This window comes from Desulfurellaceae bacterium (assembly GCA_021296095.1).
Taxonomy (GTDB): Bacteria; Desulfobacterota; Binatia; order Bin18; family Bin18; genus JAAXHF01.
Window position 1 is genome coordinate 1 of the sequence record JAGWBB010000025.1, and the last position, 20,878, is coordinate 20,878.

The following is a 20,878-nucleotide window of genomic DNA, read 5'->3' on the forward strand; positions in this document are numbered from 1 at the left end:
AGGTAGCCTGGATGGAGGGGGAACGGAATCCAGGGGTTCCGGCCTTGCACCCACGCGGTTTCAGATGGGCAAGTAATGGATGTCAGGCGAAAGTCGACAGGCCAACGAGTGCAATTCTCCTCTGAAAGCGAAGGAAAATCAGTCTGTTACCCGGGACGGCCGTATGCAGGGAATGTCCGAAGGCCAGGGCAGGTCTTCGGGCCAGTGCTCCAAGAACCAGAGCAGCACGCGAAGATAGGTGTTGGTTTGGCAATGACGGTTCTTCTTTTTGAGATCAACAAAGAATGAGCCACGGCTCGCAGCCAAGTGTCCCACCCGCCATAAGCTCACCCCTATTTTGGCCGCATACAGATCGGCCAGCGTGACCAAGGAGTCGTCTAAGGCATCCAGATATAGGGAATACATGCCCCATGTATAAGGCATGTATTCCCTTAGTGTCAAGCAAAAAAATTGCTATAGGGAATATATGACCTATACAGAGGCTCTTCTTGAGGCTTTGGCCCAAAGCGGACGCTCGGGGAGAGAGGTGTCGATTGACGCGGTAGGCCATGAAAGTGCCATTCGGAGCCTCAAGCGTGGCTTAGACCTGCGCGTATCGACTCTTCAGGCGCTGTGTCGGGTGCTTGGTCTGGAATTTTACGTTGGCCCGCTACGCGAAACGGGCCCGCAGCCTGCACGATCCGAGGCTACCCCCTACCCAGAGCTGCAAGAGCAAGGCGAGAGATCGGTGGCCTCTGCCGGTGTCGTTCGGGAAGCTGGTCTGAGTCGTGCCGACCATCAATTGCTGCGCTCTATCGGGGAAGTGCTGGGCAGGCTGGATGACCCGGACTTTCGGACCGCCCTAGCGAGCCTGATGCGTTTCGCCCACAAACACGCCGCGTCCGGTCAGGGTCCGGGCGGAGACGCGGATACGGCGCAATAACGCGCGGCGTGGGCGGAGAAAACCGAAGACACGTGATCTTTTCCAGCTCGCAACAGAAGGGAAAGAGGAGGGTTGGGAAGGATCGCAGGAGATGCGCAAGACTGCTTGACACAGGTGCGCATTCAGGCTTGGCTGGGCAGCACGGGGAGTCAGAGCCTTATGTCAGGACAGCCGCAAGCCCGTTATTCTCCACAGGAATACCTGAAGCTTGAGCGAAAAGCCGAATACAAGAGCGAATACGTCAATGGCGAAATCTTCGCCATGTCGGGGGCCAGCGAGGAGCATAATTTAATCGTAATGAATGTCGCTGCCGCCCTCCACGCCCAGTTTCGTGGCCGTCCGTGTAAAGTCTACGCCAACGATATGCGGGTCAAGGTCAGCCCGACCGGACTGTATACCTATCCCGATGTGGTCGCCGTGTGTGGGGAAGCCCAGCTTGAGGACGCCCACCTCGATACCTGCTCAATCCAACGCTGCTCGTTGAGGTGTTGTCCAGCTCGACCGAAGCGTATGACCGGGGCGAGAAGGCCGAGCACTGCCGCCGACTGCCGTCGCTGGCCGAATATCTCCTCATCTCACAAGACAAGCCCCACCTTGAGCACTACCGCCGACAGGCGGACGGGCGCTGGCTGCTGTCCGAAGCCAGCCAGCTACACGCGCTTATCAGCCTGCCGACGATCGATTGCACACTGCGCCTTGCCGCTGTCTATGACCGGGTGTTTGCAGAGCCAGCCGCCTGATTCTCCGGCCTAATACAACACCTCGGCGTCCTTCAGCTCGGCGACTTCTTGGGCCGAGTAGCCCAGCAGATCCCGCATCACATAGTCGGTGTCGTTGCCGATCAGCGGGGCGGGCGTGCGCACCCCGTTGGGCGAATTGCTCAGCCGCCAGGGCATAGCCGTGTGGGCGCGGACGCCCACCTCGGGGTGCTCCAGGCGGGCAAAAAAACCGCGTGCGTTCAAGTGTGGATCGTCGGCCAGGTCTTTGCTGGTCATGGACGGAAAGGCCGCGACTCCCGCGGCTTGCAGGGTCTTGGTCACCTGCCACTTGTCTCGGCCTTGGGTCCAGGCGGTCAACAGCTCCTCCAAGGCGTCTTCGTTGGCCTTGCGCGCAGCGGCGGTCTGGAAACGCGCGTCGCCGGCCAATTCGGACCTGCCGATGGTCTGACACAGCGCCCGCCACTCGCCGTCCGTGCCGCAGGCAATGCTGACCCACTCGTCCTGTCCGGCACACCGGAAACAATTATGGGGAGCCATCAGGGGGTCGCGGTTGCCGATGCGTTCCGGCTGGCGTTGATTCATGGCGTAGTCCATCCAGCCCTCAAAGATCAGGACCGCCATCGACTCCCACAGCGACACGTCAATATACTGGCCCTGGCCGGTCCGCTTTTTGGCAATGACGGCTGCGGCGATGGCCACCGCCGCGTTCAAACCGCCGTTGGGATCACCGTAGGAAATGCCGACCTCGCTCGGTCCGCCGTCCGCATAGCCGGTCAGAGACGACAGCCCGGTCAGGGGCACGATCGCCGGACCGTAGCCCATATAGTTCTTTTGCGGGCCGGTATGTCCATAGCCCGAAATGGAGGCCATGATGAGGCCGGGATTGCGCTGCTTCAGCTCTGCATAGCCCAGCCCCAGACGCTCCATGACGCCGGTGGCGTAGTTTTCGACCACCACATCGGACGTTTCGATGAGGGCTTTGGCGATGGGGATGGCCTGCGGCTTGCTCAGGTTGAGCAGGGTACTCTTTTTGCCCTGGTGCCACTGATTGGCATAACCAGAGCGGTTCAGGCCGGGCTCCATCCCAGTCGGATAGATCGGCACCCGCCGACCCAGGTCGGGCCGGGCCTGGGACTCGACCCGAATCACCTCGGCGCCCAGATGGGCGAGTTGCATAGCGCAGAACGGGCCGGCCCAGGCCCAGCTGAAATCCACGACGCGAATGCCCTCAAGCGGCAGGCGAGGAGCTGAAGCCTGGGGACGGGTGGGCGGAGACGCGGAGCGCGCCGGCCGGTTCAGGATTTCCCGGGTATGCTCGCCGAGCAGGGGGGCCGGACGGGTGATCTGCCACCAGTCGTCCTGAAAACGGTACGGCGGGCCGAGATGGCTGAGGGTCCCGGCGGCAGGATGGCTCACCTCGACAAAAATGTTTCTGTCCTGGAGCTGCCGTTGCCTGGGCAGCTGCTCCAGGCTGTACACCGGGGCAAAACAGATCCGTCGCTCCTGTCCGGCCTTGAACAGCTCCTCGACCGTCCAGGTCTGCATCCATTCGTCCAGATAGGGTTTGAGCACGTCCCAGTTCTGAGCCCGCATGAACGGGTCCTGGAAAATCTCCCAGCTGGCCCACTCCGGGTTGCCCATCAGCTCGACGAGGCGTAGCCACTGGTCCTGCTCGACCGTCACCATAAAAATCAGCCCGTCCCGGCAGGCAAACATGCCCCACGGCGCGAGGAGCCGCTGGCCCAGGCGCGAGGCGACCTGGCCCATATAGCTGTAGTAGACAAAGTTCTGTTCCAGGAAAGATGCCACGTATTCCTGGACCGACAGATCGATGTGCTCCCCCTGCCCGGTCTCCAGCGTTCTGGCGTAGGCCGCCATTGAGACCATGGCCGCGGTCAGGCCGGCCTGCAGATCGGTCTGGTGGCCGGCCGCCTTGAGGGGCGGCAGCTCGGGCCGCTCCGACGCGCCCGGACTGAGCCACGCCCAGCCGCCGCCGTGGGCGGTGGTGAGTTCGTAGGCGTGATAGTCCTTGTGCGGACCTGTCAGCCCGAACGGCGTGATGGAGCACATCACCAGCCGGGGGTTGAGCTGGCGAAACGGCTCATAGGCAATACCCAATTCGGCCATGCGACGGGGCGGATAGTTGTGGATGAGGATATCGGTCTCGGCAACGAGTTGCCGGAGGGCGGTGGCGTCTCGAACGAGGTCAAGGCTGACCCCGCGTTTGTTGGTATTGAGCGCCAGAAACGTTCCGCTTTTTTCCGCATCGACACGGTCGTCGGGGAAGGGCCCCCGCTGGCGGGCGGGATCGCCGCCGGGCTCCTCGACCTTGATGACCTCGGCGCCCAGATCGCCGATCAGCTTGCTGGCATAGGCTGCGGACACCATCTCGCCCAGCTCCAGCACCCGCACCCCTTCGAGTCCTCGCATGACACACTCCTTCTCGTATGGATAGGCTAGGCTTACACACTTCGGGGTTCGTGCTCAACTGCCCGACCGAGAAAATATCACCTCGTCCAGGCTTCACTTGACCACGTCACCTGACCTGGTTAAGGTTCCCCATATGAAGACCATGGTCGTGTCTGAATTCAAGGCCAAGTGTATTGCCGCGCTGAAGGAAGTGCAGCGGACGCGTGAGCCAATGCTGATCACCCTCCGCAGCAAGCCTCTGGTGCTTATCCAGCCGGCCGCAGAGAATCCAGCCGGCAAACAGCTGGGTGGACTGAAGGGCAAGATGGAGATTTACGGCGACTTGATCCAGGCAGACTCGGCAGACGATTGGGACATGCTCGCGTGACCCTGCTGCTCGATACCCATGTCTGGATCTGGTCGCAGGGACAGCCTGAGAAACTCGGACAACGCTCGGTACAGGCCCTCCTCACTCCCCAGTACACCAACACGATCTGTACCATATCCACGCTGGAGTTGGCCCGCCTCCTGGCGGTCGGAACGATTTCCCTGGCCATGCCCTTGCGTGACTGGATCGAGCAATCCCTGAGGGAGCTGGCCGCAACAACCCTGCCGCTCACGCACGAGATTGCAGCGGAAGCCTACGCTTTGCCATCCGCCTTTCACAAAGATCCGGCGGATCGCATCCTCGTCGCTGCCGCGCGTATTCACCGGCTGACCCTGCTGACTGCCGATGAACGGATTCTTCACTACCCACATGTCCGTACCATTGACGCACGGCGCTGAGCAGGACGCGGCAGGCTTGAGTAGACAGGGGAGAATAGGGCATGATGCGGAGGCTGTAGCAAACAGGAGGCAGCAATGGCAGTCGATTTAGCAGTCCTCACCCAACAGCTCCAAGACTTCGCCACAGCGCATTACGGCAAAGATGCCTCGGTCAGCCAGGTGGAGGTCATGCCCGGTCACGCCGGCCTCAGCTTTGGCTTTCGGGTCGATTTCTCTCGCGACGGCCAAGCGCGCAACGAATCGCTGGTCATGCGCCTGCCGCCCAAGGGCGTGCGGCAGAGCGGCAATACCGATGTGCTGCGCCAGGTTCCGCTGCTGCAGGCGCTGAAACAACGGGGCGTGCCGGTGCCCACCGTCCGCTGGTCGGGGGCTGACCTGCGCTGGTTCGAGGTGCCCTACATCATGGTTGAGCGGCTGCCGGGCCGGACCTTTAACGTCTGGGAGCCGGACCCGTCGTTCGATACCAGCCCATCGGCGGTCGCCGGGCTGTATCATCAGGCGGTCGATGCTCTGGTCCAGGTCCACAGTCTGGACTGGCAAACCGACCTGGCGGGCTGGGAACAGCCGCGTTCTTTGGAGACCGAAATCCGCTTTTGGGACAGCATTCTGGCCAAAGCCGCAGAGCCGCAGTGGGTCAGTCAGGGGCAGGCAGTCCGCGAGCTGCTGCTGGCCAGTCAACCCGCCACGCCGCCCGTGGGGCTGTTTCACGGCGACTTTCAGGGGACAAACTTTCTGTTTGACGGGGACCGCCTGGTTGCCCTGCTGGACTGGGAAATCTCGGGCATCAGCGGCCATCTGCTCGATCTCGGCTGGCTGCTGGTGTTCACCGATCCCGAGAGCTGGGAGGCCGGCCATCGTCCGATCGAAGCCGCTCCGGCCGCTCAGGATCTGATTGGCCGCTACGAAGAGGGCATGCAGCGCAGGGTAGCTGACAGTGCCTGGTATCAGGCCCTGGCGGGCTACCGCTTTGGCGTGATCAGCGGCTTTAACGTCATGCTTCATCGGCGCGGCAAACGCCACGATCCGGAGTGGGAGGTGATTGCCCCCTCGGTGTCCCTGCTGTTCGAGCGGGCCAGGACCCTCCTCTCCAAGTGAAGAAGGGCGCTGCCGCTCCGCGTTTCATACACCGGCCGGCTTATTGGGCGACCGCCTCCTGCAAACGCGCCGAGGCCGCCGCAAATCCCTCAAGCGAAACCTGCACCTGTAAGAGTTGTTTCCCGGTCGATTCGACCATCCGTGCGGTCAGGATTTTTCCTCCACCGAGTTGGTCCAGGACTTCCCCGGTCAGCTGGCCCTGAGCCAGGCAGCCAACAGACAGACAGGTCCGAAAGGGCAGCCGGAAGCCTCTCCCCGTATCAATCTCAAGCTCGACGCCCCGGTCGAGGAGCAGGCCCAAGGGGGTCAGAACGCTCATGGCCGCGCCGTCCGGCTGCGGCAATGTCAGCGTCACCGTCAACAGCTGCCGGGTCTGGCCCGACTCCTCGTCGTGTAGGGCGAGCCGCTGCTCCATCCCACACTGACGACTCTGCTGGCCGGCCGTGGTTTCGCGCATCGTACACTCCACGAGCCAGTCCCCATGGGTTTCCGAAAAGGTGCCGAGGGCGACAGGCCCAGGCCGATCCTGGGGCTGGCCGGCCTGGGACGTGGCGGCGTCCGGGTCTGTCGTTTGCGCCAGGGCGGGCGCATGGACGCCCCAAACAAGAAACGCAACCACAAGGCCGCGCAGACCGCACAGAAACGCTCGCATGCTCTCTCCTCACTGCCCTGGTCCGATCAGCCGACGACCCAGGACAGTCGAGTGGTGACCGCTGTTCAACTGCGCTGAAACAAAAATCTGGACTAGGCTGGTCCCGGTGAATATCCCACGGGGATGGGGGGTATGGTATGGAGGAGGCCGAACAAAAAGGAATGTTCGGCCCCCTTCTTGTTTACCGGCTGGCCGTCGACCTGGCCCTGGAGCGGCTGGTTGTTGTTTTTTTGGCCGCCGTTGAGCGGCTGGTCGTCGCTTTTTTGGCCGCCGTTCTGGGCGCGCCCAGAATGCCCTCTTTGAAGGCCTTGGACGGAGTGAAAGCCACTTTTTTCCGCGCTTTGATGCGGATGGGATCACCGGTCTGTGGGTTGCGGCCCGTCCGCGCTTTGAGCTGCCTGAGCCGGAAGGTGCCCAGGTTCGGAACTTTCAGCACTTTGTCTTTTTTGACGGTTTTGGTGATAAAGGAGATAAAGGCCGTCAGGGTATCATCCGCCTGGCGGTTGGGGATCCCACCCCAATCATCCGCCAACTTCTTCACCATCTCTGTCTTCGTCATAGACTTCGGCGTGGACTGCGTCGTAGACCTCGGCATAACACCACTCTCCCTTCTCCTACAGCTAACAAGCCTTTGGACTTCTCGTGACTGTGAACGTGCAAGGGCTATCGAGCCCAGGGCATCACGCTCGGGCGTCCAGCCCCCATGAACACAGCACTTTCTATCTACCATGCCCGAAAAAGTCAATAAAATTAGGGCTGAATGAGAAAAAATCAAAAGAAATTCGCACGAAATACGGTCAGGTCAATGATACATCTCGACCAAGTCCATCATTCCGCGCTGTTTCAGCTCCCTGAACAGGCGCCCTTTGACCTGTTGGGCCGTTTCCATGCGGACCGCTTCCTGGGCCAGACGACGCGCCGATCTGGCCGACAGGGAGCGTACCACCCGCTTGATGACCGGCACGAAGAAGGGTTTCATGCTCAGTTCGTCAAGTCCCATCCCGAGCAGCAGCAGGGTGCACAGCGGATCGGCCGCCATCTCGCCACACAGGCTGACCCGTTTACCGGCCTGCCTGGCCGCCTGGACGGCGGTATGAATGGCCCGCAGTACGGCCGGGTGCAGCGGCTCATACAGGGGCGCGACTTTGGGATTGTTGCGATCAACGGCCAGCACATACTGAATGAGATCATTCGTCCCGATACTGAAAAAGTCGACCTCCTGGGCCAGCCGTTCGGCCATCCACACCGCAGCCGGAACCTCGACCATCATGCCGATCGGCATGTTGGCGTCAAAGGCCAAGTCCTCCTCGCGGAGATCGTCTTTAGCCTGGGCAAAGAGTTCTTTGACCTGATTCAGCTCTTCGACGCTGGAGATCATGGGAAACAGAACACGCACCGGGCCGCGCGCTCCGGCGCGCAGGATAGCCCGCAACTGGACCTTGAACAGATCGCGCATCTCAAGCGAGATACGGATTGACCGCCAGCCCAAAAACGGATTGTCCTCCTGTGGCAGGCGCAGATACGAGGGGTATTTGTCGGGTCCCAGGTCAAGCGTCCGAATCGTCACCGGCAAGCCGCCCATCCCCTCGAGAACCCGGCAGTAGAGAGAAAACTGTTCCTCTTCGCTCGGAAAATCGTGATAGGTCAGAAACGGGACCTCGGTCCGGTACAGGCCGATCCCTTCGGCCCCGTGGCGTTTGGCAAACACGGTGTCGCTCAGCAGCCCGACATTGGCGCCGAGGCTGATCCGCACCCCATCGCGCGTTTCGGCCGGCAACTCGCGCACGTCTTCGAGGTCGCGGGTAAACGCCTGGTACTCCCGGTCGAGCCGCCCGTACTCGCGCATGACCTCGCCGCTCGGGTTGAGATACACCACCCCGGAGTTGCCATCGACGATCAGCGTATCGGCCTGCTGGATTAACTCGGTGTGAGACACGCCAACGACGGTCGGAATCTCGAACGACTTGGCCAGGATAGACGCGTGCGAGGTCGCCCCCCCGCTGGCCAGGACGACGCCTTTGAGCCGAGTATGGTCAACCCGGCACAGGTCTGAGAGTGTCACCTCATCGGCCACCAGGATAAAACTCTCGCCCTGTGGACCCTCCCGCTCTTCCAGACCCAGCAGGTGGCGCAACACCCGCTGGCCGATGTCGCGCAAATCGGTGGTCCGCTCCTGGAGATGCGCGTCGCCGACGCGGCTGAGCGTCTCGATATACTCTTCAATGACTTTCTTGAGCGCGGTTTCCGCAGCCACGCCCTGTTTGATCAGGGCCTCGACCTTGTCGATCAGGCCCGGATCCTCCAGCATCAGACGATGGGCGTCAAAAATCGCCCGGTCGATTTCCGGCAGGCGCTCGTGCACCTGTTCCTTGAGCGCCTCAATCTCTTCGATTGAGCGCTGGAGGGCGTGATGAAATTGCTGGAGCTCGGCCTGGGGGTCGTCCGTCCGGCGCTCGGCCAGGGCGTCAAAATGGATTTCGGGATGGATCAGGTAGGCCTGGCCAGTGCCAAAGCCGGGCGACGCGCCGACCCCGGTCAGACGCCTGCGTCTGGTGCGCTCCTGGGCGCCGGCCGGTGTGCTGCGCTCCGGCTGGGGCGCGCTGAGGCGCTGCATGGCCTCACGCATCTGGGTCCGATACGCCTGATGTTCGCGCTCCTTGGTTTCAAGCGTCTCTGACAGCCGGGCCTGAATAATAATGGCACTGACGTGTGACGAAATGGTTTTGAGCAGACGGATTTCGCCCTGCGAGAAGCGCCGCCGACTGCGGCTCTGGACCACCAGGACGCCAATCGGCTTGTCGTGCTCGAGCAGCGGCAGCCCCAGAAACGAGTGAAAGCGCTCTTCGCCGGTCTCGGGAAAATACTTGCTGCGCGGATGGGCCATGGCGTCGGGCACGATGACCGGCTCCAGCGTTTCGATCACCAGACCGGCCAAGCCCTCGGTCGTGCGCATCCGCACCTTGCCGACCGCGCCCCGATCAAGACCGGTCGTCGCCCACAGGGTCAACCAGCGGTTCCTGGTGCCGAGCAGGTAGAGCGAGCACACATCGGTTGCCATCCGCTGGGCGATCGTCTGGGTGACCTCTTCGAGCGTTTGCTTGAGGTCGCGCGAGCCGGCAATCAGGGCTCCGATGTCCTCGATCAGTCGGAGATCACGTCCGGGGCTGGGCTGGGCATGGGCGGAAGCCCGCGTCTTCGACGTGCGGCGCTTGCGGGTCGTCTTTTTGGAAGCTCCAGCCATGAGGAATTAGCCACTGGCCGCGCATCATAGCGCACACCAGATACAGCGACAAGGCGAGCCGGAGGCGGCCGCCCCGGCCTTAGTCTCTAACCCAGCCGGCTCGGTGGTTCAGGGGAGCGTGCCCGTGGCCGATGCGGAACCCGGCGCGCATGGCCCGGGTGACAAAGGCTTTGGCGGTGGCGACGGCCTCGGGAACCGGCCGGCCCTGGGCCAGCCCGGCGGTGATGGCGGCGGAGAAGGTACACCCGGCACCGTGGGTGCACACGGTCTCCAGCTTTTGGCTGGTATAGGTGTGAAAGCTGTGGCCGTCGAACAGCAGGTCGCAGGCCTCGTGCGCCAGATGGCCGCCTTTGACGATGACATGGGCCGGACCGAGCGCTTTGATGCGTCGGGCGGCTTCTTCCATGCTGGGGCGGTCGGTGACCTCCAGGCCGGCCAGCAGACCGGCCTCGTGCAGATTGGGGGTCACAATCAGGGCCAGGGGGAGGAGTTGCTCAACGAGCGCTTGTCTGGCCTCGGCCCGCAACAGCGGGTGCCCGCCCTTGGCGACCATAACCGGATCGACCACAAGCCGGCGGATCTGGTACTCGGCGATTTTCTTGCTGACGGCCGTGACCAGGGGGATGGACGCCAGCATGCCCGTTTTGGCCGCCTGGGTACCGATATCGGGCAGGACGCTGTCGAACTGCTGGGCCACAAAGTCGGGCGGCAGCTCACTGACCGCCTGTACGCCCCGGGTGTTCTGGGCGGTGACGGCCGTCACAATGCTCGTTCCGTACACGCCCAGGGCGAAGAAGGTTTTGAGGTCGGCCTGGATACCGGCCCCACCGCCGCTGTCGGAGCCGGCGATGGTCAGCGCTTTGGCGACAGGCATGGGTCAGTCGGGGAAGGCTCTGAACTGGCCGGTATTCAGACCCTGGCCGGCCGAAAAACGTCCGGCCTTCAGTTCAGCGATCAGCTCACGAGTGCTGGTGACCGGCTTGTCCAGGACCGTCACGGCACAGCCGATCGACGGGCTGGAATGGCTGTCGCTGCCGCCTATGCCTTTCAGGCCCAGGTGCTCGGCAACGGCGTGGGCGTACAGGTTTTCCTGCTCGGAACAGGCGCCGTTGATGATTTCGATCGCGTCCACATACTGCAAGACTTCCAGCGCCTTGACCCCCGAGACGGGATCATCGACATCGATCGCCGGGGTCTTATGAATGAACTGAAAGCGGGGGTCGAGCTTATAGCGGAAGGGGTGGTTGGCAATCAGAAAGCCGTCCACCTCGTCAATGACCCGACGTAACTCCTTGACCTTATAGATGCCGCCGACGTAGCGGTCGAGGCCGAAGGCGCCAACATGGCCCCATTCGGTCGAGACCTCGATACCCAGAAACAGCGTCACCCCCCGCTCTGCGGCGTAGTCGTGGATGGCCGCGTCGCTCCAGGCGTTATCGTGCTCGGTAATACAGATGCCTTCGAGACCGATTTTCTGGGCTTGGTCGATCATGGCCAGGGGATCGAGATTGCTGTCGGCGCTGCCCCGGGTCGTATGGGTATGGAAATCAATGCGCATGCCGGCTGGGTTCTCCTTTGTGACGCGCTCCAGGCTTTCGGCGCAAGGCCCTGTATAGCGTCTTCACGGCGGGCGAGCAAGGCGCAGGACTGGGGTCAGGGAGGCGCCCCTGAGCCGCTTTTTCCGTTTTGCTCTGGGACCAGCCTGTGCTAGAGTCCGCTCCTAAGACAGGAGGACAAGCCTATGGTGATGCCGCTGGAAGGAATTCGCGTACTCGACTGGACGATTTGGCAACAGGGACCGGTCTCAACCATGATGCTGGGCGATCTGGGGGCGGAGGTCATCAAGATTGAAGAGCGGGTTGGCGGCGATCCGGGCCGGGGAGTGATGAGCATCGCCGGGACCGGCATGGCCGGTCAGCGCAACTACTATTTTGAGGCCAACAACAAGCACAAAAAAAGCCTCACCCTGGACCTGAAAAAGCCCCAGGCCAAACAGATTGTGTATAAGCTGGCCGAGCAGTCGGACGTCTTTGTCCAGAATTTCCGCAAAGGCGTGGCGGGCCGGCTCGGCCTCGACTACAAGACCCTGTCCGAGTACAACCCCAAGCTCATCTATGCCAGCGCCAGCGGCTACGGCCCCATCGGCCCGGACTCCGCCGAGCCGTCGTTTGACGCCATGGGCCTGGCCCGCTCGGGCATCATGAACGCCATCGGCGAGCCGGATATGGAACCGCTGAGCATTGCCGGCGGCGTGGCCGACCAGATGGGGGCCATCATGCTGGCCTCGGGAGTCATTACCGCCCTGCTGGTCCGCGAACGGCACGGCATCGGCCAGGAGGTCGATACCTCACACCTGGGCAGCATGATGGCGGTGCAGGGCCTCAATCTGGCCTGCCGCCTGACCCTGGGCAAGGAGTTCCGCCGCTCGCAGCGGTCCAGCGCGCCCAACCCCCTGTACAATCACTACCGGTGTGGCGACGACAAGTGGCTGTGTCTGGCCATGATTCAGGCCGACCGCTACTGGGCGGACTTCTGTAAGGCCGTTGGCGTAGCCGAGTTGGAGCACGATCCGCGTTTTGCCTCCATGAAGGAGCGGGGCAAAAACAGCGCCGCCCTGATCCGCGTCCTGGACGAGCGCTTTGCGGCCAAGTCGCGTGACGAATGGATGGCAACCCTCAAGGAGGGCGGAGACTTTATCTATACCGTGGTCAACACGGTGAACGACCTGCCCGACGACCCGCAGATGCTTGAGAACGAGTATGTGGTCCCGTACGAGCACCCGGCCTGGGGCCCGACCAAGGTCGTGGGCGTGCCGGTGCGCTTCAGCAAGACACCCGGCGACCCCCGGGCGGCCGCGCCGGAGTTCGGCGAGCACACCGAGCAGATATTGATTGACCGGCTGGGCTACTCGTGGGAAGACATTAGCCGCCTGAAGGAAGAAGAAGTGATATAGCCAACCGCGCGTAGACGGTCGGCCTTTTCCAAAGGAGGGAAGACGATGGCTATGCCATTAGACGGCGTTCGTATCATCGACTGGACAATTTTCCAGCAGGGGCCGGTCGCGACGATGATGCTCGGCGACCTCGGGGCGGAGGTCATCAAGCTCGAAGAGCGAGTCGGCGGCGACCCCGGTCGGGGCGTGATGAGCATTGCCGGCGCCATGATCGGCACCAGCGAGGGCCACAACTTTTATTTTGAGGCCAACAACCGCCACAAGCAGAGCCTGACGCTCGACCTCAAAAAACCCGAGGCCCGACAGATCGTGTACAAGCTGGTGGAGAAGTCGGATGTCTTTGTCCAGAACTTCCGCCAGGGCGTGGCGGGCCGGCTGGGCCTCGATTACAAGACCCTGTCCGAGTACAACCCCAAGCTCATCTACGCCAGCGCTACCGGCTATGGCCCGTTCGGGCCGGACTCGGCCGAGCCGTCGTTCGACTACATGGGCCTGGCCCGCTCGGGCATCATGAATGCGGCCGGCGAGCCCGACATGCCGCCGCTCAACATTACCGGCGGGATTGCGGATCAGATGGGAGCCATCATGCTCGCCTACGCGGTGCTGGCCGCCCTCATGGCCCGCGACAAATACGGCGTCGGCCAAGAGGTCGATACCTCACACCTGGGCAGCATGACAGCCCTGCAGGGTCTGAACGTCGCCTGCCAGACGATTCTCAACGCGGAGTTCAAACGCATGCCGCGGGCGGCCGCCCCGAGTGCCCTGTGGAATCACTATCAGTGTGGCGACGGCAAATGGATCTGCCTGGCCATGGCCCAGCAGGACCGCTACTGGGCGGATTTCTGTAACGCGCTGGGCATCTCCGAGATCGCCAGCGACCCGCGTTTCGACACAATGGCCAGGCGGACCGAAAACGCGGCCGAGCTGGTCCCGATCATCGACAAGGTGTTTGCCTCCAAACCGCGCGAGCACTGGATGAAAGTCCTCAAGGAGGGCGGCGATTTCATCTACACCGTGGTCAACAGCATCGCCGACCTGCCGAGCGACCCGCAGATGATCGAGAACGACTACGTGGTGGACTACGATCATCCGACCTGGGGCCAGACCCAGATTGTCGGCGTGCCGTTTCGGCTCAGCAAGACGCCCGGCAATCCCAAGGCACCGGCGCCCGAGTTCGGTCAGCACACCGAGGCGATTCTGACCGAGCTGCTGGGCTATTCGTGGGAGGATGTGGCCAAGCTGCGCGACAGCGAAGTCATCTAGCGAACCGTGGCGTCGCTGTGACGCCACGGTTTGAAGCTGCCGGTTTGCCGCTCTTGACGAATAGGCGCCATTGACGCTGACACCAATGGCGCCTATTTTTCCTCCATGTCCATCCGCTGGCAAACCGCCGTCAAGCTATCTGCATTCAACAAGCTCATGGCCGGACTGGAGGACGCCCGCGTCTACTTGGACGGCCAGCGCAGCGGCTTCGCAGTCCACAAAGCCAAGGTCCCCGAGCCGATGTTGCAGCCGTCGATTGTTCAGGAAGAACGCGGCCGCTCGCAGACCGGCCGCTCATGACTGAAGGCCGTGAACACCAGACACGCTTTCGATATCACTCCGCAGGTGCCCTACTCGTTTGAGCTTACCGCCGCGCGCTTTATGCGCTTTGCGAGTGAGAACGTCGATCTTATCGAGGGCCGACAATACCAGCGCCTGCTCGCGGTCGGCCGCCAACTCGCGCTGGCCACGGTGACGGATGTCGGTACGCTGGCAAAGCCACGGCTCAGCGTCGAACTGTGCAGCCCGTCCAGGGCCGATCTCAAGACGGCGGAGTTCGAGGCGCACCTGCGGCATATGCTGTGTACCGACTTCGATCTCAAACCGTTCTACCGCCTGGCGCGCAAGGACGAGATGCTGGCGCCGCTGGTGAGCCGCTTTCGCGGACTGCGCATCACGTCGAGCCCGACGCTGTTCGAAGCGCTGGTCATGGCCGTCCTGTCCCAACAGGTGAATCTGACGTTTGCGTATTCGATCAAAAAAGAACTGGTCGAAAGCTTTGGCCGCAGCTGGCGCTACCGGGGACGCACCTACTACGCGTTTCCAGAGCCACGCCGGTTTGCCGACCAGAGCGTAGAGGGTCTGCGCCGCTTCCGGCTGAGCACAGCCAAGGCCGGCACGCTGGTCCGCCTGGGCCAAACCTTTGCCACAACAAACCCGCTCCCGGCCACCGCAGCGGACTGGGCCGGGGTGGCCGACGAAGCAGTCGTCGAGCGTCTGACCGCTATCAAAGGTATCGGTCGCTGGTCGGCGGAGACCGCGCTACTGCGCGGCCTGGCCCGCCACGATACGTTTCCGGGTGGCGACCTGGGCGTCGTCAAATACCTGGTCCAGGGCCTGCTGGGCAAAACCGAAAAGGCGACCGAAGCCGAGATGCGGGCGTTTGCCGAACGCTGGCGACCGTATCGCGGGCTGGCCCTGGTGTACTGCTATGCCGAGCTGGCAGACAGACCTGCCGAGAAATCCTGAGGCGCCCCGCCTCGCGCCGCCAGCGCGTCGCACACGACCGGCATTCCCCGCGACGGGGCAAAGGTAATCCCGCGTCGGACCAGACGCACCCGACGCCACGAAGCGGCCCGCAGACTGGCCCGGGACAGCACCTGCGCCAGCACAATTTTCATTTCGTACAGCGCAAACGCCGCGCCGATGCAGTGGCGAATACCACCGCCGAACGGAAAGAATTCGTACGGGCTGACCCGTTTGGCCAGGAATCGGTCCGGGTCGAAGGTGTCCGGGTCGGGCCAGATATCCGGGTTATGGTGAGCCAGATAGATACACGGGGCAACTCCCACGCCGGCCGGCAGGTCTTGGCCGCCGATCTGTAAAGGCTCGTGCAACAGACGCCCAACGAGGGGCAGGATAGGATACACCCGCTGGCTTTCTCTGATCGTCGCGTCGAGATAGGCGAGCTTGGCGATATGCTGCGACTCGACCGGTCCTGAGCCGATGACGGCTTGGAGTTCGGCCCGCAGCTTGTCCATCACCTCGGGCCGCCCCAGAATACAGTGGAAGGTCCAGGCCAGGGAGGTCGCCGTGGTCTCGTGGCCGGCCACCAGCATCGTCATCATCTCGTCACGCAGCTCCTCGTCGCTCATCGGCTGGCCGTCCTCAGCACGCGCCTCGACCAACAGCGACAGGATATCCTCGCGTCCGGCCCCGCCCTGTTGGCGACGCCGGGCGATCTGGGCGTACAAGAGGTCGTCAATTTCCTGCAAGAGGTCGTCGAGCTGCCGGCCTTTGGTAAAAAAGCCGATCAGTCGCTGAAACCATGGAAGCAGGCGTAGGGGATTGGCCGCCAGGGTGAGGAATTCGGCCAGGCCCTGCCGCAGCCGTCCCTGCTCGGGTCCCTCGTCCATGCCAAAGACAGTGCGAAGGATCACATCCAGGGTAATCTCCTGCATGCAGGTGTGGAGAGAAAAAGCCCGACCGGTCGGCCAGGTGTCAAGGTTACGGTCGGTCATCTCGCGCATGACCTGACCGTAGGCCCGCATGCGCTCGCCATGAAAAGACGGCGCCATGAGCCGCCGGTGGTGTTGATGGCGCGCGCCGTCGAGCAGGAGCAGGGAGTGTTGGCCGACCAGGGGGCGCAGGATCTCACGCGTTTCGCCGGCCGGAAGCTGTTCGGGATCGCCGGTGAATATCTCTTTGACCGCCTCAGGCGCACTGAACAGGACCATCGGCGGGTTCCGGGGCAGACGTAGCGTAAAACACGGGCCGTAACGCTGGGCACAGTCACGCAGGAACGGAATGGGGCGAAAGACCCAGTCCAACAGCTGAGCGGCGGCGGACTCCTTGGGGCCGGCGGGCAGCGTCTTGCGAGCAATCATGGAGTTCAGGATAAGAAACTGGGCGGGGTGAGGCAAGCCCGGCAAGCGTGGTTCAAATCACCCCGTGCTCCCGCAGCGTCTGAATCTCGCCCGCGCTCAGGCCCAGCAGCTGACCGTAGACCAGCTCGTTGTGCTGACCGAGACTCGGACTCGGGGAATCGATCGGCGGGTGCTCGTCGTTCAGCCGCCAGGGGGAGCCCAGGACGGCCATCCTGCCGGCCTGGGGGTGCTCAATGTCCTGCAACATGCCGCGCTCGCGGATGTGGGGATCGGTCAGCAGTTCGTCTACTTCCTTGACCGCACCGCAGGTAATGTCGGCCGCACCGCAGCGATTCATCACCTCCTGTTTGGGAAGCGACTGGGTCCAGGCGCCGACAATGGCGTTCACCTCGTCGGTCCGTTTGCGGCGGACCGCGTTGGTGGCAAAGTGCGAGTCCTCGGCCAGCTCCTCGCGGCCCATCAGCCGGCACAGCGCCCGCCAGCGGTGGTCGTCGGCGCACAGCAGCAACACATGGCCGTCCTGGGCCGGATAGCAGTCGTAGGGCACAAAGGCGTTATTCGGCGCCGTATTGCCGGGCCGGCGGTATTTTTTACCACCGTGGGCGATGTAGCTGGAGATCTGGGTTGTCAGTGGAGGGAGCGCCGCCTCGAACAGCGAGGTCTCGACGAAGACGCCCTGTCCGGTCCGGTCGCGCTGGTGCAGTGCCGCCAGGATACCGGTCGCCAGATGAATCCCACCCAGCATGTCCAGAATCGGCGGGCCGGCCTTGAGCGGCGGCCCGTCGGCAAAACCGGTTGTGCTCATGACCCCGACCATGGCCTGGATAATGGGGTCGAAGGCCGGGAACTGACTGTACGGCCCGCTGCGTCCGTAGCCGGTGCTCGAGGCGTACACCAGCTGCGGGTTTTTCTGCTTCAGAACCTCGTAGCCCACGCCGAGCTTATCCATGACCCCAACCGCAAAGTTTTCGACCACCACGTCAACGTGTTCCACCAACTCCTGGAACAGCTCTTTGCCGCGCGACGTTTTGAGGTCGAGGGTAATGCCTTTCTTGTTCGAGTTGAGCATGACGAACGGAAAGCTCTCCCGATTGGTATCCGGGATGGGAAAGATCGTTCGGGCCCGTTCTCCCTTGCGCGGCGGTTCAAGTTTAATCACTTCCGCGCCCAGGAAGCCCAGCACCAGGGTCGAGTAGGGACCATTGTAGAAGTGGGTCAGATCGAGAATACGGATATCGTCCAAAGCCCGGACCATGTTGCCCTCCTCACACGGCGGTCGGCTCTCCGCTATCAGGCACACCACAAAAAGACAAGGAAAAAGGGGAACGGGGTGGGGAGGGGCGTTGCCCGAGGGGGGCAGCCACGGGGGGCTGCCCCTGCGGGTTAGACGCCACAGCCGGTATGGCTGCGGGAAGCAGGCGGGTCAGGGACCCGGGTAGACGCCGGCTTCCTGACTGTTCTCGAAAGTGACCTCGCCGTTGACCATAATCCAGCGATAGCCTTCGAGTCACTAGACCGGGCACACCGCATTATTCAATGCTGTATATCCGGGCGGCGGTATCGTGCACGACCTTTTGCCGGTCGGCGTCCGACAGACCGCTGAAGGTCTCTTTGATGAACTCCTGCGAACGCGGCCAGATGGCTGCCGTGTGGGGATAGTCCGACGACCACATGGCGTTGTCGGCCGCATAACGGTGGAAACCGTCCAGCAGAATCGGCTCTTCGATGAAGCTGGCGTAGACCTGACGCTTGATGTACTCGCTCGGCTTCATCGTCAGCTTGACCGGTGCGCCCGAGGCCTGACCGACCCGGCCGTGGGCAAAATCCATCCGCCACATGAAGTACGGCATCCAGGCCACGTCGTTCTCGGCCGACACGATGGTCAGCTTGGGAAAGCGCTCCAACACCCCGCCCAGCACAAACACGGCGATGGAACGCTCCACCTCGTGGTGCAGAGTCGAGACCTGGAGGGCCAGGTTGTCCTTGAAGAAATCCACTCCCATGCCCTTGCGGCCGGTCAGGATGTGCAGCGACAGGGGTATGTTGAGATCCGAGGCAGCAGCCCAGAACGGATCGTAGTCGGTGTGGCTGTAGGGCCGGTCGGCAGGCGGCTCGGCCCAGATCATGGCCCCCCGCATGCCCTTCTTGGCGACCCGCTCCAGCTCTTTGACCCCGGCGTCAATGTCTTCCAGGGTGACGAGCCCGAGCGGCAGCAGACGTTTCGGATCGTGGCTACAGTACTCCACCGCCCAGTCGTTATAAGCCTGAAAACAGGCCACCCGCAGGTTGATATCGTCCAGCCCGTACAGCGGCATGCCCATCGAGGTATAGATCACCTCGGCCTGCAAACCGTCCCGATCCTGGTCGGCGATACGGGCCGCCGGATCCCAGACGCTGGCCGGCGCGGCTTCAAAGCCTTTCCTGTTATGGGCGGCGAGGTCTGCCGACGGGACGCCGGCACCGAAAAATCCGGCCACCGGAATGGGGGCAATGTTCTCACACACAAAGAACTCGCCCTCTCTGCCGCCATAGCCCTTGACGGTGTGCGGGGCGCGGTCGCGGAACTGCTTATCCACCCGCTCGGCCCACATATCCGGGGGCTCCACAAAGTGCGAATCTGCCGAAATCACACGCGTATCTGCCATAACTCTCCCTCCTTTATAGGTATGGACTGTTGTTGCCACCTACCCGACTGCTCTCCCCCTAGCACGTTGGGCGGGGAGATCAAGAGGCGCGAAGCCATTGCATCCGGCGGCCGTTGGGGCAATGATTTCTCCCCGGGGAGGGATGCCATGTTGGACGTACTCATTCGCAATGGACAAGTTGTGACGCCCCAGGCGGTCGGGCGCCTGGACGTGGGGATTCAGGGCGAACACATCGTGGCCGTAGGCCAGCCGGGGACGCTCAGCGGCGAGGTCAAGCGGGTTATTGACGCCGGCGGAAAAATCGTCATTCCGGGCGGTATCGAGCCCCACGCCCACATCGGCATTCCGGTGCCGCCGGACTGGACCGGCCATGCCGATGTCATGACCCAGCCGCCGGAGGCTGCCAGCCGGGCGGCCGCGTTTGGCGGGGTGACGACGATTATTGATTTCACCGGCGATCTGTCGCGCCCGGCCCTCAGCGGCCAGCGCCGGCGGCCAGTCCTGGAGACCCTCGACCGCCGCCGGGCGGTGTTCCGCGACCACTGCTACACCGACTTTGCCTTTCATTATATTATTGCCGGCCGGGCCGCCGGTCAGGCGATCGGTCAGATCCGTGAGGCGCTCGAAGAGGGGATCGGCAGCTTCAAGATTTTCACCACCATGGAGATTCGGGTTCCGTACGGCCATCTGTTCGGCATCTTCAGCGAGGTGGCCAAGCACGGCGGGATGATGGCGGTCCACGCCGAGGACGATGAAATCGTGTCGTACATGACCGACACGCTCAAGCGCGAGGGCCGCGCCCAGGCTCACAACATCCACCTGGTGCACAACAACATGTCCGAGGACATCGCCTTTCGGACCGTCATCCGGCTGGCCAAATACGCCGGCGTGGGGCTGTACTTTGTCCACACCACCGCCAAGGAAGGCGTGGCCGCCATTGCCGAGGCGCGAGCCCAGGGCCAGCCGGTGTACGGCGAAGCGCTCCACCACTATCTGGAGTTCACCTGCGAAGACTACAAAAAACCGGGCGGCACGGCGATTCATACCTATCCGGCCATCAAGTACGCCGACGACCGGGACGCCCTGCTGGCCGGACTCATGGACGGTCGCCTGGCCACCACCGCCACCGATGAATATACGACCTTCAAGGGACCCAAGCTGTTCGGCGATACAATTGAGACCGTGTGTGGCGGGCATAACGGCATTGAGACCCGGCTGCCGGTTGCCTTTACCAAGTTCGTGACCGAGCGCAACATGCCGCTCCAGCGCTTTGCCGAGATCACCTCAACCAACGCCGCCAAACTGCTCGGTCTATATCCACAAAAGGGCGTCATCCAGCCGGGCAGCGACGCCGACATTGTGCTCATCGACCCGGACCTGCACAAGACGCTCAGCCTGAGCGATCTGCACGCCGACTCGGACTACAGCATCTGGGACGGCTATCGGTGCCAGGGCTATCCGGTGCTGACCATGCTGCGGGGCAAGATCATTGTTGAGGACGGCAAGCTGGTGGGCAGCGAGCGGGACGGGCGGTGGGTCAAGCGCAGGGTGGAGAACAGCGTGCTGGCCAGACCGACCGTGTAGAGC

The 20,878-nt window shown here is 62.7% G+C and carries 19 protein-coding genes and 1 pseudogene; 11 read left to right on the forward strand and 9 right to left on the reverse strand.

Going from position 1 to position 20,878, the window contains the following annotated elements:
- Nucleotides 1–466 precede the first annotated feature (466 nt).
- The 3 genes and pseudogenes from J4F42_07725 to J4F42_07735 all read left to right on the forward strand — a co-directional run bounded on the left by J4F42_07725 (nt 467) and on the right by J4F42_07735 (nt 1,662).
- A complete protein-coding gene (locus J4F42_07725) occupies nt 467–922 on the forward strand; it encodes a hypothetical protein (GenBank protein MCE2485387.1) in 456 nt (151 codons plus the stop codon).
- A gap of 159 nt (nt 923–1,081) precedes the next feature.
- Nucleotides 1,082–1,360: pseudogene (locus J4F42_07730) on the forward strand (Uma2 family endonuclease).
- A 50-nt stretch (nt 1,361–1,410) separates the two neighbouring features.
- Entirely contained in the window at nt 1,411–1,662 is a 252-nt protein-coding gene (locus J4F42_07735) for a Uma2 family endonuclease (GenBank protein ID MCE2485388.1), read from the forward strand.
- Nucleotides 1,663–1,671: 9 nt separating this feature from the next.
- On the opposite strand, the gene J4F42_07740 is transcribed toward J4F42_07735, so the two are convergent.
- A complete protein-coding gene (locus J4F42_07740; protein ID MCE2485389.1) occupies nt 1,672–4,071 on the reverse strand; it encodes a CoA transferase in 2,400 nt (799 codons plus the stop codon).
- Between the two features lie 133 nt (nt 4,072–4,204).
- Here J4F42_07740 and J4F42_07745 point away from each other — a divergent pair, with 133 nt between their 5' ends.
- The 3 genes from J4F42_07745 to J4F42_07755 all read left to right on the forward strand — a co-directional run bounded on the left by J4F42_07745 (nt 4,205) and on the right by J4F42_07755 (nt 5,931).
- Nucleotides 4,205–4,438 (forward strand): hypothetical protein, encoded by a 234-nt coding sequence (locus tag J4F42_07745; GenBank protein MCE2485390.1) that lies wholly within the window; start codon nt 4,205–4,207, stop codon nt 4,436–4,438.
- Entirely contained in the window at nt 4,435–4,836 is a 402-nt protein-coding gene (locus tag J4F42_07750) for a type II toxin-antitoxin system VapC family toxin (protein MCE2485391.1), read from the forward strand. Before J4F42_07745 ends, J4F42_07750 begins: the two co-directional genes overlap by 4 nt.
- 75 nt (nt 4,837–4,911) lie before the next feature.
- A complete protein-coding gene (locus J4F42_07755) occupies nt 4,912–5,931 on the forward strand; it encodes a phosphotransferase family protein (protein MCE2485392.1) in 1,020 nt (339 codons plus the stop codon).
- Nucleotides 5,932–5,971: 40 nt separating this feature from the next.
- Here J4F42_07755 and J4F42_07760 read toward each other — a convergent pair whose 3' ends face one another.
- The 5 genes from J4F42_07760 to J4F42_07780 all read right to left on the reverse strand — a co-directional run bounded on the left by J4F42_07760 (nt 5,972) and on the right by J4F42_07780 (nt 11,382).
- On the reverse strand, nt 5,972–6,583 hold the full coding sequence (locus J4F42_07760; GenBank protein MCE2485393.1) for an invasion associated locus B family protein: 612 nt from the start codon (nt 6,581–6,583) through the stop codon (nt 5,972–5,974).
- A 181-nt stretch (nt 6,584–6,764) separates the two neighbouring features.
- Nucleotides 6,765–7,142: an HU family DNA-binding protein gene (locus tag J4F42_07765; protein MCE2485394.1), complete on the reverse strand. Its 378-nt coding sequence runs from the start codon at nt 7,140–7,142 to the stop codon at nt 6,765–6,767.
- Nucleotides 7,143–7,385: 243 nt separating this feature from the next.
- On the reverse strand, nt 7,386–9,824 hold the full coding sequence (ptsP, locus tag J4F42_07770) for a phosphoenolpyruvate--protein phosphotransferase (protein MCE2485395.1): 2,439 nt from the start codon (nt 9,822–9,824) through the stop codon (nt 7,386–7,388).
- 79 nt (nt 9,825–9,903) lie between these two features.
- On the reverse strand, nt 9,904–10,698 hold the full coding sequence (gene thiD / locus J4F42_07775; protein MCE2485396.1) for a bifunctional hydroxymethylpyrimidine kinase/phosphomethylpyrimidine kinase: 795 nt from the start codon (nt 10,696–10,698) through the stop codon (nt 9,904–9,906).
- Between the two features lie 3 nt (nt 10,699–10,701).
- On the reverse strand, nt 10,702–11,382 hold the full coding sequence (locus J4F42_07780; GenBank protein ID MCE2485397.1) for a PHP domain-containing protein: 681 nt from the start codon (nt 11,380–11,382) through the stop codon (nt 10,702–10,704).
- Between the two features lie 189 nt (nt 11,383–11,571).
- Here J4F42_07780 and J4F42_07785 point away from each other — a divergent pair, with 189 nt between their 5' ends.
- The 4 genes from J4F42_07785 (at nt 11,572) to J4F42_07800 (ending at nt 15,288) form a co-directional block, all read left to right on the forward strand.
- Nucleotides 11,572–12,777 carry a CoA transferase gene (locus J4F42_07785; GenBank protein MCE2485398.1) on the forward strand — a complete coding sequence of 402 codons (1,206 nt, stop codon included), beginning with the start codon at nt 11,572–11,574 and terminating at the stop codon, nt 12,775–12,777.
- A gap of 45 nt (nt 12,778–12,822) precedes the next feature.
- Nucleotides 12,823–14,040 carry a CoA transferase gene (locus J4F42_07790; GenBank protein MCE2485399.1) on the forward strand — a complete coding sequence of 406 codons (1,218 nt, stop codon included), beginning with the start codon at nt 12,823–12,825 and terminating at the stop codon, nt 14,038–14,040.
- Between the two features lie 105 nt (nt 14,041–14,145).
- The gene (locus J4F42_07795) at nt 14,146–14,340 is read left to right on the forward strand and encodes a hypothetical protein (GenBank protein ID MCE2485400.1); all 195 of its coding nucleotides are present in this window, start codon (nt 14,146–14,148) and stop codon (nt 14,338–14,340) included.
- Between the two features lie 9 nt (nt 14,341–14,349).
- A complete protein-coding gene (locus J4F42_07800; protein ID MCE2485401.1) occupies nt 14,350–15,288 on the forward strand; it encodes a DNA-3-methyladenine glycosylase 2 family protein in 939 nt (312 codons plus the stop codon).
- Here the strand turns inward: J4F42_07800 and J4F42_07805 are convergent.
- The 3 genes from J4F42_07805 to J4F42_07815 all read right to left on the reverse strand — a co-directional run bounded on the left by J4F42_07805 (nt 15,249) and on the right by J4F42_07815 (nt 19,291).
- Entirely contained in the window at nt 15,249–16,646 is a 1,398-nt protein-coding gene (locus J4F42_07805) for a cytochrome P450 (GenBank protein ID MCE2485402.1), read from the reverse strand. The two genes, J4F42_07800 and J4F42_07805, sit on opposite strands and share 40 nt — an antisense overlap.
- 52 nt (nt 16,647–16,698) lie before the next feature.
- Nucleotides 16,699–17,901, reverse strand: coding sequence for a CoA transferase (locus J4F42_07810; GenBank protein MCE2485403.1), 1,203 nt, complete (start codon nt 17,899–17,901; stop codon nt 16,699–16,701).
- A 274-nt stretch (nt 17,902–18,175) separates the two neighbouring features.
- Nucleotides 18,176–19,291, reverse strand: a complete 1,116-nt coding sequence (locus J4F42_07815; GenBank protein MCE2485404.1) for an amidohydrolase — start codon at nt 19,289–19,291, stop codon at nt 18,176–18,178.
- 147 nt (nt 19,292–19,438) lie between these two features.
- On the opposite strand from J4F42_07815, the gene J4F42_07820 reads away from it, so the two are divergent.
- Entirely contained in the window at nt 19,439–20,875 is a 1,437-nt protein-coding gene (locus J4F42_07820; GenBank protein MCE2485405.1) for an amidohydrolase family protein, read from the forward strand.
- Nucleotides 20,876–20,878: the final 3 nt, after the last annotated feature.